At 70.5% G+C, this 14,502-nt stretch carries 12 protein-coding genes; 6 read left to right on the top strand and 6 right to left on the bottom strand.

Features of this window, described 5'->3' with window-relative positions; genetic code table 11:
* Nucleotides 1-10: 10 nt before the first annotated feature.
* Nucleotides 11-1,384: an FAD/NAD(P)-binding protein gene (locus ABB55_RS11205; RefSeq protein WP_160321214.1), complete on the bottom strand. Its 1,374-nt coding sequence runs from the start codon at nt 1,382-1,384 to the stop codon at nt 11-13.
* A 233-nt stretch (nt 1,385-1,617) separates the two neighbouring features.
* On the opposite strand from ABB55_RS11205, the gene msuE reads away from it, so the two are divergent.
* From msuE to ABB55_RS11175, 6 genes are all read left to right on the top strand, one after another.
* Entirely contained in the window at nt 1,618-2,178 is a 561-nt protein-coding gene (gene msuE, locus ABB55_RS11200) for an FMN reductase (RefSeq protein ID WP_054358877.1), read from the top strand.
* Nucleotides 2,179-2,212: 34 nt separating this feature from the next.
* Complete coding sequence (locus ABB55_RS11195; RefSeq protein ID WP_152982007.1) at nt 2,213-3,172, top strand: sulfonate ABC transporter substrate-binding protein; 960 nt, start codon at nt 2,213-2,215, stop codon at nt 3,170-3,172.
* Between the two features lie 32 nt (nt 3,173-3,204).
* Nucleotides 3,205-4,362, top strand: coding sequence for an FMNH2-dependent alkanesulfonate monooxygenase (gene ssuD, locus ABB55_RS11190; protein WP_054358876.1), 1,158 nt, complete (start codon nt 3,205-3,207; stop codon nt 4,360-4,362).
* Nucleotides 4,363-4,473: 111 nt separating this feature from the next.
* Nucleotides 4,474-5,244 carry an ABC transporter permease subunit gene (locus ABB55_RS11185; RefSeq protein ID WP_054358875.1) on the top strand — a complete coding sequence of 257 codons (771 nt, stop codon included), beginning with the start codon at nt 4,474-4,476 and terminating at the stop codon, nt 5,242-5,244.
* Nucleotides 5,245-5,257: 13 nt separating this feature from the next.
* Complete coding sequence (locus ABB55_RS11180) at nt 5,258-6,130, top strand: ABC transporter ATP-binding protein (protein WP_083463540.1); 873 nt, start codon at nt 5,258-5,260, stop codon at nt 6,128-6,130.
* A 134-nt stretch (nt 6,131-6,264) separates the two neighbouring features.
* A complete protein-coding gene (locus tag ABB55_RS11175) occupies nt 6,265-7,224 on the top strand; it encodes a sulfonate ABC transporter substrate-binding protein (RefSeq protein WP_054358874.1) in 960 nt (319 codons plus the stop codon).
* Nucleotides 7,225-7,365: 141 nt separating this feature from the next.
* Here the strand turns inward: ABB55_RS11175 and ABB55_RS11170 are convergent, their stop codons facing one another.
* The 5 genes from ABB55_RS11170 to ABB55_RS11150 form a co-directional block, all read right to left on the bottom strand.
* Nucleotides 7,366-9,642 carry a glycoside hydrolase family 31 protein gene (locus tag ABB55_RS11170; protein ID WP_054358873.1) on the bottom strand — a complete coding sequence of 759 codons (2,277 nt, stop codon included), beginning with the start codon at nt 9,640-9,642 and terminating at the stop codon, nt 7,366-7,368.
* Nucleotides 9,643-9,675: 33 nt separating this feature from the next.
* A complete protein-coding gene (locus ABB55_RS11165; RefSeq protein ID WP_054358872.1) occupies nt 9,676-10,758 on the bottom strand; it encodes an ABC transporter ATP-binding protein in 1,083 nt (360 codons plus the stop codon).
* An 18-nt stretch (nt 10,759-10,776) separates the two neighbouring features.
* Nucleotides 10,777-11,835, bottom strand: coding sequence for a carbohydrate ABC transporter permease (locus ABB55_RS11160; RefSeq protein WP_054358871.1), 1,059 nt, complete (start codon nt 11,833-11,835; stop codon nt 10,777-10,779).
* 1 nt (nt 11,836) lies between these two features.
* Nucleotides 11,837-12,757, bottom strand: a complete 921-nt coding sequence (locus tag ABB55_RS11155) for a carbohydrate ABC transporter permease (protein ID WP_244472164.1) — start codon at nt 12,755-12,757, stop codon at nt 11,837-11,839.
* Between the two features lie 169 nt (nt 12,758-12,926).
* Entirely contained in the window at nt 12,927-14,219 is a 1,293-nt protein-coding gene (locus ABB55_RS11150) for an ABC transporter substrate-binding protein (protein WP_054358870.1), read from the bottom strand.
* Nucleotides 14,220-14,502 lie beyond the last annotated feature (283 nt).

Raw genomic sequence — 14,502 nt, 5'->3', positions numbered from 1 at the left:
GGACCGTGCCCTATCGGGCGACCCGCCGCTTGCGGCGTCCGCCGAGCCGGCCGGCCAGATCCTCGGCCAGATCCGCGCATTGCTGGCGGATGTCCGGGATCGCGATGATCTCCCAGAAGGCGGCGCGACCGAGCGGGCCGACCGCGAAGAGGCGATCGGAGACCTGTCCGTCGCGCGCGATCAGGGCGGCGTCGTCGGCGAGATCGAGCCCGAAGCCGAGCGGCGCCGGGCGGGCGTGGCCGTCCGCGACCAGATGGGCGATGACCGGATTGGGCGACGCGAACGGGCCGCAGGGCAGGCCGGTGGCGTCGATGACGCGCCGGGCGACAAGACGGGTGTCGGCTTGCGTGCCGCGCAGCCGCACGCGGAGTTCGGTGCCGTCCGGCCCCGGGGCGGCGCCCAGCACCCGGCCGGTGACGATCTCCAGCCGGCCGGTCTCGCGCAGGGCCTCGATGCGCCGCGCGATGGCGGGCGCCATCCGGTGCCGGTGCACGTCCCACCACGCCCGGGCATGGCGCAGGAAGCGGCGGCGCTGGTCGGTCGACATCGCCTGCCAGAGCCGGCGCGTATGCGGGCGCAGCGCGTCGACGGTGGAGCGCCAGTCGGCGCCGCTCGCGGCGGCATCGGCGGCGTGGCGGCGCAGACAATGGAGCAGCTGCGACAGCGGGGCGCCGAACGGGATCGCCGAGGCCGGGATCGGGCGCGGCTCGACCGCGGCATGCACGGCCGACAGGAGCCCGCGTCGGGAGATCGCCCGGATCGGGCCGCGATGGCCGCGCGAATCGAGCGACAGCACGGTGTCGATCATGGTCAGCCCGGTGCCGATCACGATCACCTCGTCGTCGCGGCCGATGCCGTCGAGGGCGCCGGGCGTCCAGGCATCGGCGACGCCGTCCTGGCGCGGCGGTTTCGGGTCGTGGCCGGTCGCCAGCACGACGGCGTCGGCGACGATGCTGGTGCCGTCGTCGAGCTGCACCTCGACGCCGTCGCGCCAGGGTTCGATTCGGACCGCGCCGGCATCGATCAGCTGGACGCCATCCATCGTCGCGCCCTCGAACAGGTCGCCCAGATAGGCGCCGTAGACGCGCCGCTCGACGAAGCAGAACGGGGTGACGCCGCCGGCGCCGAAATCCGGCCCGCGCTTCTGCAGCCAGCGGACGAAGTGGTCGGGGTCGTTCGGGAAGGCGCTCATGTTGGCGGCGCGCACGTTGAGCAGGTGGTTCGGGTCGCGCGTCGCATAGGCGAGGCCGAGGCCGGGGGCGCCGCCGCGCTCGACCACCAGCACGTCGCCGGCCTGTCCGAGCGCACGGGCCAGATTGGCCGCCGCGATCACGCCGCTGGCGCCACATCCGACAACCACGATTCGGGTTCGTTCGATCGACATCGGCATCTCCCCTTTAATCCGATCTAGTTTATCGGAATTGGAAGAAAGATCCAGCGCGATTGAGGGGCGCGTCCGCCGCCGACGCATTCCGGTTGCTCAAAAATGCATGAGAATGGCCGTTTTTTCCCGTATGGCCGCCAACAGGGGAAATTTGATTGTGTATTAAATTAGTGATCTATTCCATGCTCTGAAGAACGGTCCGCAGCGGACCCCGATGCCAGCGAGGAAGTGAAATGACGCGAGCCCATCTCGTCGGCCTGTCCGGCAACACGCAGCGCCCGTCGCGCACGCTCGGCCTGACCACGACGATCGTCGAGGAGATCGCGCTGCGCACCAGCGTCGAGAGCACGGTGTTCGATCTGGTCGATCTGGGCCCCGAGCTGGGGGCGACGCTCGATGCCCGTCGGGCGCCGCCGCGGCTCGCCGGGCTGATCGATGCGATCGCGGGCGCCGATGCGCTGGTGGTGGCCTCGCCGGTCTACAAGGGCGCCTATTCGGGCCTCTTCAAGCATCTCTTCGACCTGATCGACCCCGCCGCCCTGGCCGGCAAGCCGCTGGTCATCGCCGCGACCGGCGGCGGCGAGCGCCACGCCCTGGTGGTCGAGCATGCGCTCCGGCCGCTCTTCGCCTTCTTCGGAGCCGCCGTCGCGCCGACGGCCGTCTATGCGGCCGAGAAGGAGTTCCTCGACTACCGCCCGAGCCAGCCGCCCCTGCTCGCCCGCATCGGCCAGGCCGCCGACGAGGCCGCCGCGCTGGTCGCCGCGCGCCGTCAGCCACTCGCCCGAACCGCCTGACCCACCTGCATCCCCGACCTCGGAGGTGACTTCCATGCTGACCCGACGACAGACCCTCTCGCTCGCCGCCGGTGCCGCCCTCGGCGCGGCGCTCGGTCAGGCCCGCGCCGCCGCGACCGACCAGGCCCGAGAGTTCCGCATCGGCTACCAGAAGAGCGGCGCGCTGGTCATCGCGCGCCGGCAGGGCGCGCTGGAGCGCCGGCTCGCCGCGCGCGGCATCAAGGTTTCTTATGTCGAGTTTCCGTCCGGCCCGCCGCTCCTGGAGGCGCTGGGGCTCGGCGCGATCGATTTCGGCACCACCGGCGACACCCCGCCGATCTTCGCCCAGGCGGCCCGCGCCAACATCGTCTACGCGGCGACGCTGCCGGCGCCGGGCTCCGGCTCGGCGATCCTGGTCCGGCGCGACAGCCCGATCCGCAGCCTCGCCGATCTGAAGGGCCGCTCGATCGCCTTCACCAAGGGCTCCAGCGCCCACAACTTCACCGTCAATGTGGTGCGCAAGGCCGGGCTCGCCTGGGGCGACATCAAGCCGGTGCATCTGAGCCCGGCCGATGCCGGCGCGGCCTTCGCCAGCGGTGCGATCGACGCCTGGGCGATCTGGGATCCCTTCTACGCCATCGCCGAGCGGACCCAGGAGGCGCGCGTCCTGACGACCGCCGAGGGGATCGTCGAGACCAACTCCTTCTATCTCGCCAACGGGACCTTCGCGAAGGCCAACCCGGCCATTCTCGGCGAGGTCATCGACGAACTGGCGCGGGTCTCGGACTGGGCGAGCGCCCATACCGGCGAGGTCGCGGCCGCGCTCGCGGAGGTCACCGGCGTGTCGCTGGAGGACCAGACCCGGGCGGTCGCCCGGACCCGCTACGCGGTCAAGCCGGTCAGCGACGAGATCGTCCTCAGCCAGCAGGCGATCGCCGACGAATTCCACAAGCTCGGTCTGATCCCGAAGCCGATCGTCGTGCGCGACGCCGTCTGGACCGCGCCGACCACCTGACGCTTCGCCCTTTCAGATCAAGGACCTCTCCCATGTCGAACCCCGGCAAGCCCCTCGACTTCTTCTGGTTCATCCCGACCTCCGGCGACGGCCCCTATCTCGGTACCGACGACGGCCATCGCGCGCCCGATCCGCGCTATCTGCGCGAGATCGCCACGGCGGTCGACCGGCTCGGCTTCGGCGGCGTGCTGATCCCGACCGGCGCCAATTGCGAGGACAGCTGGATCACCGCGACCGCGCTGGCGACCGCGACCGAGAAGCTCAAGTTCCTGGTCGCGATCCGCCCCGGCACGGCCTCGCCGGCCTTCTATGCCCGCATCGCCGCCGCGCTGGATCGGGTGTCGAACGGCCGCCTGCTGATCAACATCGTGGTCGGCGGCGCGCCGCGCGAACTGGCCGGCGACGGCATCTTCCTGGAGCACGACCGGCGCTACGACCATGCCGGCGAGTTCTTCGACATCTTCGAGACGCTGGCCCGGGGCGAGACCGCGACGCTCCACGGCGAGCACATCCGGGCGGAGGGCGCCAAACTGCACTTCCCCTTCGTCCAGGCGCCGCGACCGCCGCTCTATTTCGGCGGCTCGTCGGATGCGGCGATCGAATTCTCGGCCGGCCGCGTCGAGAAGTATCTGACCTGGGGCGAGCCGCCGGCCGATGTCGCCGAGAAGGTCGCCCGCGTGCGCAAGGCGGCCGCCGCCAAAGGCCGCGCGGTGACCTTCGGCATCCGCCTGCACTTCATCGTGCGCGAGACCGACGAGGAGGCCTTCGCGGCCGCCGACCGGCTGATCTCGCGGCTCGACGACGAGACCATCGCGGCGCAGCAGGCGAAATTCGCCACCGAGTCCGATTCCGTCGGCCAGCGGCGCATGTCGGCGCTGCATGGCGGCCGGCGCGACAATCTCTATGTCGCCCCGAATCTCTGGGCGGGCGTCGGTCTCGTCCGCGGCGGCGCCGGGACGGCGCTGGTCGGCAGCCCGGCCACCGTCGCCAGGCGGCTGAAGGAATACCAGGATCTCGGCATCGATACGGTGATCGGCTCCGGCTATCCGCATCTGGAGGAGGCCTACCGGGTCGCCGAACTGCTGTTCCCGGAACTCGGCCTCGCGCCGAAGAAGGCCGAGGTGATCGTCGGGGACTTCGGTACCGGCGCGCGCCCGAAGCGGATCACCGGCCTCGCCGCCGCGGTCTGACCGCCATTCCCGCCGGCTGCCGGATCCCCGGCGGCCGGCCACCCCGCCGGCCGTGCCGGTCCGGCCCGCCGTGCCGGTTCGCCCGGCATTGTCCACCCCGAGGAGGCATCGATGGCCAGACTCCGACTTTCCAGCCTGACCCCCTATGCGCTGCCGGCCGCGGTGATCGCCGTCTGGCAGGCCGGGTCTGCCCTCGGGGTGATCTCCGATCGCGTCCTGCCGGCGCCGACCGACGTGGTCGCGGCCGGCTGGCGGCTCGCCCTGTCGGGCGAACTCCTCGCCAATGCCAAGTCGAGCACGGCGCGGGCGCTGGCCGGCCTCGTGATCGGCGGCGGCATCGGCTTCGGGCTCGGGCTCCTCAACGGGCTGTCGCGCGCGGCCGACCGGGTCACCGACACGACCGTGCAGATGATCCGCAACGTGCCGCATCTGGCGCTGATCCCGCTGGTCATCCTGTGGTTCGGCATCGGCGAGGAGGCCAAGCTGTTCCTGGTCGCGCTCGGCGTCTTCTTCCCGGTCTATGTCAATACCGTGCACGGCGTGCGCGGCGTCGACGGCCAACTGGTCGAGATGGGGCGCATCTACGGCATGAGTTCGTGGACGCTGTTCCGCAAGGTGATCCTGCCGGGCGCGCTGCCGTCGATCTTCGTCGGCCTGCGCTACGCCCTCGGCATCATGTGGCTGACGCTGATCGTCGCCGAGACCATCTCGGCCTCCTCCGGGCTCGGCTACATGGCGATGCAGGCGCGCGAGTTCATGCTCGTCGATGTCGTCGTCCTGTCGATCCTGATCTACGCCCTTCTCGGCAAGCTCGCCGACGTGCTCGCCCGCGCGCTCGAACGCCGCAGCCTGGCCTGGCACCCGGCCTTCCAGAACCATTGAGAGGATGCGAGCCATGACCCGACCCTTGCGCCAGGTTCTCGCGGAGGCCCAGTCCGTGCCTCTCGAAATCGGCTGGCTGCCGGAAACCAAGGCCACGGCGCCGGCCCTGCCGCCGGAAGAGCCGCCGGCCGTCGTGCCGCGCGGCAGCGGCGTCGCGCTCGACCTCAAGGGGGTCGGCAAGAGCTTCGGCGACAAGCGCGTGCTCGGCGGCGTCGACCTGCAGGTCCGGCCGGGCGACTTTCTGGTCGTGGTCGGCAAGAGCGGCTGCGGCAAGAGCACGCTCTTGCGGCTCCTGGTCGGGCTCGACCGTCCGACCGAGGGCGAAATCGCGATCGGCCCCGGGCGCGACGGCGGCAAGGCCAATGCCCGCATCGTGTTCCAGGAACCCCGGCTCCTGCCCTGGGCGAGCGTGCTCGACAATGTCGCGGTCGGCCTGCCGGCGTCGCTCTCGTCCGAGGCGGCCTGGAAGGCGGCCGAAACCGTGCTGGCCGATGTCCACCTGCAGGGCCGCGCCGACGATTGGCCCTCGGTCCTGTCCGGTGGCCAGCGGCAGCGCGTGGCGCTCGCCCGGGCCCTGGTCAGCCACCCGGATCTGCTCGTGCTCGACGAACCGCTCGGCGCGCTCGACGCGCTGACCCGGATCACCATGCAGTCGCTGATCGAACGCGTCTGGCACGCCCAGGGCTTCACCGCCGTGCTGGTCACCCATGACGTGGCCGAGGCGGTCGCGCTCGGCGACCGGGTCGTGGTCATCGACGAGGGCCGCATCGTGCTCGATCTGGCCATCGACCTGCCGCGCCCGCGCGAACGTGGATCGGCCGCGCTGGCGGCGCTCGAAGGCAAGCTGCTCGATGCGATCTTCGGCGTCGCCGAGGTCGTCTACTGACCGGCTGCCCCGATCGGCCGCCCGGGCCGGCCGCCGCGATCGGCCGACTTTTTCGCCCCACCTCTTTCCCCTCGAACGACAACTGCCCGGCGTGCCGCCATGCGCGGCCGCAGGCGCCCAGGGAGTGAACCATCATGACGATGTCACGCAGGAGAGTGCTCGCCGCGGGCGCCGCCGGAACAGCGGCCCTCGGTCTCGGGCTCGGCGGCCCGGCGCGCGCCGCCGACGACAAGGTGATCCGGATCGGGTTCCAGAAATACGGCACGCTGATCCTGCTCAAGGCCAAGGGATCGCTCGAGGAGCGGCTGAAGCCACTCGGCTACCGGGTCGCCTGGTCGGAATTCCCGGCCGGCCCGCAGCTGCTCGAGGCGCTGAATGTCGGCGCGATCGATTTCGGCTCGACCGGCGAGGCGCCGCCGATCTTCGCGCAGGCCGCAGGCGCCGATCTGCAATATGTCGCCCACGAGCCGCCGGCCCCGCGCGGCGAGGCGATCCTGGTGCCGAAGACGAGCCCGCTGAAGAGCGTGGCGGAGCTGAAGGGCAAGAAGGTCGCGCTCAACAAGGGCTCGAACGTCCACTACCTGCTGGTCAAGGCGCTGGAACAGGCCGAGGTGCCTTACGACGCCGTCGAGAAGGTCTTCCTGGCGCCGGCCGATGCGCGCGCCGCCTTCGACGGCGGCAGGGTCGATGCCTGGGCGATCTGGGATCCGTTCCAGGCCGCCGCCGAGGTCGCCACCGGCGCCCGGACGCTGGTCAACGGTGAGGGCCTGGTGCCGAACCACCAGTTCTATCTGGCCGCCCGCAAGTTCTCGGAGAGCCACGGCCCGGTCGTCGACGCGACCATCGCGGCGCTCGCCGATATCGACCGCTGGATCGCCGCCAATCCGCAGGCGGCCGCCGACCAGCTCGGTCCGGCGACGGGCATTCCGGCGAGCGTCATCCGGGTCGCGGTCGAGCGCCAGGCCTATGGGATCCGCTCGTTGTCGCCGGCCGTCGTCGCCGAGCAGCAGAAGATCGCCGATGCCTTCTTCAAGCTCGGCCTGCTGGCCAAGCCGGTCGTCATCGCCGAGGTCGTGCGCAAGCCGACGGGCTGAGCCAGACGGGTTGGGACAGACGGGTTGCGACCGGCGCGTTGAGACCGGCGCGCCGACCCACCCGGCGTCATCGGTCTCACGTCTCGGACCGGCCGGCCGATCCCGAGGGGCGGCCGGCCGGTGCCGTTCTGGGGTCCCTTCTCAGGCCGCGCCGAGGATGCGCGTCTTGAAGGCCGGGAGGTCGCCCTCCGCGGCGGCGGCGACGGTTCCGTCCGCGCCGAGCGTCAGGGTGACGAGCCGGCCGGTCTCGCGCCAGCGTGCGGTATCGCCGTCGTCGAGATAGAGGCTGCCGGTGGCGGTGCCATCGTGGCCCGGGACTGCGAGCGCGGTCAGCCCGCCGGCCTCGTCGATCGGCAGGATCGCCCCGGCGCGCAGGAAGACCGGCAGGCGGCCGAGCGGCGCGGGGACCTCGACGGTCCGGCCGCCTGGGTGGCGGGTGCCGTCATGCCAGTCGACCCAGCCGCCCGGATGGGCCGGCAGGGTGACGCGCCGGGTGGTGGCGCCTTCCTCCAGGACGGGGGCGACCAGCACGTCCGGCCCGAACATGAAGGCATCCTCCACGTCGCGCGCGGCCGGATCGGCGGCGAAATCCCACAAAAGCGGGCGCACGACCGGGATGTCGGCGGCGGCCGCGCGCCACATCTGGGTGTAGAGATATGGCACCAGCGCGTGGCGCAGGTCCATGGCGGCCTTGACCTGCGGCAGCACTTCCGGGTGCATCCAGGGCGTGTTGACGATGCCGCTCGCCTTCCAGGAATTCATCACCATGCGCGGCCACAGCGCGCAGAACTCGACGAAGCGGCAGAACAGTTCCGGCCCGGGCGAGGGGCCGTGGAAGCCGCCCACGTCGTGGCCGATATTGTGCAACCCGGACAGGCTCATGTTGAGGCCCTGGGTCAGGTTGAAGCGCAGCGTCTTCCAGGCGGTCTCGTTGTCGCCGCTCCAGGTCTGGCCGTAGCGGGCGATGCCGGCGCCGCCGGCGCGGGTGATGGTGTAGGGGCGCTTGTCCGGGGCGTGCGCGGCCTGGGTCTCGTAGGCGAGCTTGTGCATCAGGAGCGCCTGGGCCGGGCGCGCGAGCGCCTGCCGGTAGGGCCGGCCGTCGCCCTCGACCTCGGCATCCTCGTCCCAGATCTCGAATTCGTTGTTGTCGCTCCAGACCGCGGTGACGCCGTAGTCGAGCAGCGCGGTCCGGATGCCGTCGGCCCACCAGGCGCGCCCGGCCGGGTTGGTGAAATCGACATGGAAGCCGAGGCCGTCCCAGAACTGGGCGACCGCCGGCGCGCCGGTCTCGCCGTCGCGGACCAGGATGCCCTTGGCGCGCGCCTCGTCGAGACGGGGATGGTCGTCGAGCAGGCAGGGCTTGATGTTGGTGACCGGCACCATCCCGGCCGCCTTGAGCCGCGCCATCGTGCCGGCCGGATCGGGGAACTTGTCCCGGTTCCAGTTGAAGACGTAGCGGCGGTGGCCGATCGAGGTATAGCCCGAGCCGAAATGGAAGCTGTCGCAGCGGATGCCGTGGCGCCGGCAATCCTCGATGAAGGCGGTGATGCGCCGGTCGGCGTCGGGGGCGTCGGCGATGGTCATGGTGGTCATCGCGAAGCCGAGCGTCCAACGCGGCGGGAAGGCCTGGCCGCCGGTCAGCCAGGAGAAGCGACGCGACACGTCCGGCACGGTCGGACCGGCCAGGACGTAGTAGTCGAGGTCGCCGTCCTCGGCCCGGTAGCCGCGGAACAGGTCGTGGTAGTTGTCGAGGGTGCAGCCGAGATCGACGGAGGCGAGCGCCAGGTTGTCGTAGAAGACGCCATGGGCGCCGCGCGCGCCATCGACGATGAAGAAGGGCAGCATCTTGTAGAGAGGATCGGACAGTTCGGCGTCGTAGCCGCACGGATCGACCGCATCGATGGCGAAGCGCCGCCCGGTCCGGTCGAGCGGCCCGGCCTTGTCGCCGAGCCCGTAGTGCCGCTCGCCCTCGTGGCGCTCCATGGAATGCGCGAGCGCCCCGGTGCGGCGCGACAGGTAGTAGGCCTGGGTCGGCCGGTCGCGCAGGAACGGCACCGTCTCGCCGTCGCGATACCAGGCGATGCCGAAGGGGGCGAGCCGGATCTCCGCGCGTAGCCCGCCGGCCGCCAGGGTCACCGACCCGTCGCTCTCCGCGAGCGTCGCCGGCGGGATCGCGAAGCCCTCTTCGGACGCGCGCGGCCGGCCCTCGAAGGGCGGCTCGACGCGGTTCGGCGCGATCGCCCAGCCGCGATCGAGCCGAGTGCCCTCGGGCCGCTCCAGCGTGACGCGGCCGATATCGGCCTCCAGGATGGCGACGCGCAGGCTGGCGAGCGCCGGCGCGTCCGGCCCGGCGGCGAGATCGAACCGGGCGGCATGGCCGTCGAGGCCGCGGAAGCGGCCATGGGTCAGGGCTTTCATCGGGAGGGCTCCGGCAGGGTTCCGGTGGATCGGTCAGGGCCGCGGCAGGGCCAGGCCGTCCGTGTCGAAGAGGTGGATGTGGTCGGGCGAGAAGCGGACCGGGATCGTGGCGCCGCGGGCGAGGCGGCTCTGGCCGTCGAGACGCAGGGTGATCTGCGGCAGGCCGGCATGACCGGCATAGACCAGCGCCTCGCTGCCGAGTTGCTCGACCAGGTCGACCGTCAGATCGAGCTGGCCGCCGCCGTCCGGCGCCAGCGCGATATGCTCCGGGCGGATGCCGAGCGTGACCGCGGACCCGGCCCGCAGGCCGCGCGTGGCTTGCGGCACCGCGATTTCGCGCGCGCCGAGCCGCAGCCGCAAGGTGCCGTCGTCGGCGATCACGGTGGCCGGCAGCAGGTTCATGCGCGGCGAGCCGATGAAGCCGGCCACGAAGGCGTTGGCGGGCCGGTTGTAGAGATCGAGCGGCGCGCCGACCTGCTCGATGCGGCCCGCGCGCAGGACCACGATGCGGTCGGCGAGCGTCATCGCCTCGACCTGGTCGTGCGTCACGTAGATCATCGTGCCGCCGAGTTCGGCATGCAGCGCGGCCAGTTCCTTGCGGGTGGCGACGCGCAGTTCGGCGTCGAGGTTCGACAGCGGCTCGTCGAACAGGAAGATCTTCGGGTCGCGCACGATGGCGCGGCCGATGGCGACGCGCTGGCGCTGGCCGCCGGACAGGGCCTTGGGCTTGCGGTCGAGATAGTCGGTCAGCCGCAGCATCTCGGCCGCGCGCTTGACCCGCGCGTCGATCTCGGCCTTGGGCAGGCGCATGTTTTCGAGCGCGAAGGCCATGTTGCGGGCGACCGTCATATGCGGATAGAGCGCATAGGACTGGAACACCATGGCGAGGCCGCGATCGGAGGCGGGCAGGTGGGTGACGCGCTCGCCGTCGATATGGACCTCGCCGGCGGAGACCATCTCGAGCCCGGCGATGACCCGCAGCAGGGTCGACTTGCCGCAGCCGGACGGGCCGACGAAGACGACGAATTCGCCGTCCTTCACTTCGAGGTCGATGCCGTGCAGGACATCGACGGCGCCGAAGGCCTTGCGCGCGCCGGTCAGCTTCAGATCAGCCATGGTTGAGGCTCCGCTCGCTCATTTCATCCCCGTCGAGCCGATGCCGGTGGTGATGAAACGCTGCAGGAAGACGAAGACCAGGGCGACGGGTGCCAGCGTCACGACGGTCATCGCGAGGAGATAGTGCCACTGCGTCTGCAACTCGCCCTGGAAGGCGGCGAGGCCGATCTGCAGCGTGTAGACCTCGGTCTTGGTGAGGACGGCGAGCGGCCAGAGGAATTCGTTCCACCGCCACATGATCGAGAAGATCGCCAGCACGGCGAGCGCCGGCAGGGTCAGCGGCATGACGATGCGCCAGTAGATCTGCCATTCCGAGGCCTTGTCCATGCGCGCCGCCTCGATCAGGTCGCGTGGCAGCGTCAGCATGTACTGGCGCAGCAGGAAGACGCCGGTCGGCGTCGCCGCGCCGGGCAGGATCACGGCCCAGAGCGAATTGACCAGCCCGAGTTCGGTGACGACCAGATAGACCGGCACCAGCACGATGGTGATCGGGATCATCAGCGTGCCGATCACCGCCAGGGTGGCGGCGGTCTTGCCGCGGAACTCGTAGACGGCGAGGCCGTAGGCGGCCATCGAGTTGATCAGAAGCGTGATCGCCGTGGCGACCACGGTCACGAACAGCGAATTCGACAGGAAGCGCAGGAAGGCGAACTGGCGCAGCGGCTCGGTGTAGTTCTCCGTCGCCAGAGCCACCTTGCGCACCGGCTCGCGCTTGTCGATCGCGACCCGGTATGTCTTGTCCGGCTCGGCCGGATCGACCATCTGGGCGACGAGCCCGACGCGCCGGATCTGGGCGAGCTCCTTGACGCTGCCGTCCGGCAGGGTGGCGCGGAACAGCGGCAGCGGGTTCGGCTGGCCCGCGACCGTCACCTCGACCTGCGCCATCGGCATCAGCGAGGGCGGGAATTCCAGGAGCGCGCTCTGCGTCTTGAAGGACGAGAAGACCAGCCACAGCACCGGCCCGAACATCAGCACGACGCCGAAGGCCAGATAGGCGTAGCTGGCGATGTCGGTCCAATGCAGCGGCCGGCCGGGGCCGTCGCGACGGGCGCCGAGCAGGCGGGCGAGGGCGGCCATGTCAGCGCTCCTTCATCCGGGTGGCGGCGAGCTGCGCCAGGGTGAGGGCGAAAAGCACCAGGCCGAGCACCACGGAGGCCGCGGCGGCGAGGCCGAAATTCTGCACCTGGTTGGCGAAGGCGGTCTCGTAGATGTACTGGACGACCATCAGCGTCGCCGTGCCGGGGCCGCCGCCGGTGAGCACGAAGACCTCGTCGAAGGTCTGCACGCCCTTGATCAGCGACAAGACGATGACGACGATCATGTTCGGCCAGAGCAGCGGCAGCGTGATCCGCCACAGGATGCGCCAGCGCGGCGTTCGGTCCATCTCGGCCGCCTCGTAGAGATCGCTCGGGATCGCCTGCAGGCCGGCGAGCAGGATCAGCGTGTAGAAGCCCATATGGGCCCAGACCGAGACGAAGACGGCCCAGAACATGGCCCAGCTCGGATCGACGAAGAACAGGATCTTCTGGCCGCCGAGCGACGTGATCGCGGCGTTGAGCAGGCCGTCGCGCTGCAGGATCCATTTCCAGATCAGCGCGACCACGACCGGGGAGAGCAGGACGGGGAAGAAATAGACCGCGCGGAAGAAGCCGCGGCCGCGGATCGGCCGGTTCAGCACCAAGGCGGTCAGAAGCGAGACCAGCACCATGGTGCCGACCTGGAACAGGACGAAGACGGCGGTGTTCGAGACCCCGCGCCAGAAATGGTCCTCCCGGCAGCTCGACGGATCGAGATAGGAGCCGCAGTCGAACAGGTAGGCATATTGCTCGGCGCCGACGAAGGGGCGCTCGGACGGGAACAGGGCCGGCCCGCCGGTGACCGAGAAGACCAGGTTGATGCCGATCGGCAGGAACACGAACAGGCCGAAGAAGACGAAGTTCGGGAACAGGAAGACGTAGGGCATGCGCCCGGCGCCGATCAGCCGCTGCACGGCGGCCATCAGCGGATCGAGCAGGCGCAGTGCCAGCGCGACCGGCAGACCGGCAAGCCCGGCCGCGCGGTCGCGCCAGCGTGCGGAGGCGGGAACGCGCGCCGTGCCGGCCGAGGGCCGCCCGGGAGGTCTCGACGATCCGTCCGACATGACGCGCGCCCGCTTTTCGGTCAGCCGATCACTGCTTGTTGCGCTCGGCGATCTGCTGGGTCACGTCGGCGGTGATGCGCTTGTAGGCCTCGTCCAGGCTGGTCTCGCCCGCGATGGCCTGGCCGAGCCGGCTGATCACCGCGTTGAAGATGATGCGGCTGTTGCCATAACCCTGGATCTGGTAGGCGGTCGGGGCGACCTCGGCGGCGCTGGCGGTGAACACCTTGAGGGCGGCGGCGGCCTCCGGGCTGGCGCCGGGATACTCGATGCCCTTCTTGGCGATGCCGAGATGGCCGGGCACGAACAGGGTGCGCGAATAGAATTCGCCGAGCACCTTCTCGCTGGCCAGATAGTCCATCAGCTTGGCCACCGCCTCGGGATGCTTGGTCGCCTTGAAGGCCATCAGGCCGGCGCCGCCCGGCATGCTCGAGCAGCCGCCCGCGCCGCAGGGATTGGGCACCGCGATCCAGTCGAAGGCGTTGCCGACCGTCTTGGCGAACTGCGCGGTCTGCCAGGAGCCGGACAGATACATGACCACCTGGGCGTTCTTGAACTCGTCGTTGGCGCCGCGATAGGCGGTGCCGGAGACCGAGCCCCACAGCTCCTTCGACATGATGCCGGCCTTGTGCCAGTCGTAGACCAGCTGCGCGGCGCGCTTGAAGCCGTCGTCGATCACGGCCGGCTCGCCCTTCTCGTCGAACACCTTGGCGCCCTGCGAGACGGCCAGCGCGAAGAAGCGGTGGCCGGAGCGGTCGAGCGCCAGCGGGTAGGGCGCCTGGACCTTGTCGGCGACGGTCTTGACCGCCTTGGCCCAGTCGTCCCAGGTCGCCTTCGGTCCCGGCAGGGCGACGCCGGCCTGCTCGAACAGGGTCTTGTTGACGAAGGGGCCGGTGACGGTCAGCTGCGTCATGAAGCCCGGGATGGACTTGGTGTCGCCGGCGGTGCGCATCCAGGTCAGGAAGGGGCCGAAATTGGCCTCCCAATAGGCCGGGTCCTTCAGATGCGGCCGCATGTCGAGCGCATAGCGCGCCAGCCCGCCCATGTCGGTGACGCGGGCGATGTCCGGACCCTGCCCGGAGGCGAGCTGGACGGGGAGATTCTCGTTGATCGCCTTGAACGGCACCTGGTCGAGGACGACCGCGATGTCCTTGTTCTCGGCCTGGAAGCGCTTGAGGAGGTCGGTCATGACCTCGCCCTCGTTGCCGTCCGAGTACCAGGTCATGCGCAGCGTGACCGACTGCGCCAGGACCGGACCGGCCAGGGCGGTGGTGGCCGCAAGGCCGAGGGCGAATGTCGTGATCAGGCTCGTGACGGAACGCATGGGCTTCTCCTCCGGCTCGCGGAACCGTGTTGGACGGCGCGCGTCAGGCACCGGGACCGTTCTCTCGACGGTTCCGCGGCGCCGCGTTTCTCCCCGACGGCGACCGGACGCACCGGGCACCGTGCCGTTCGGAAAGACAGGTCGGCCCGGGACGGCCCTCGCGCCGCCTCCGTCCGCCCGCCTCCGACGGCGATGGAACAGTTTTGGCAAACGTTTGCCTAAACGTCAATCCGGTGCGATCCTGCTTTTTGCGCAGGCTCGACAACGCCCGCCGCCGATGACA

This window comes from Prosthecodimorpha hirschii (genome assembly GCF_001305515.1).
In the GTDB taxonomy this organism is placed as follows: domain Bacteria; phylum Pseudomonadota; class Alphaproteobacteria; order Rhizobiales; family Ancalomicrobiaceae; genus Prosthecodimorpha; species Prosthecodimorpha hirschii.
This window is presented reverse-complemented; position numbering and strand designations above follow the sequence as displayed.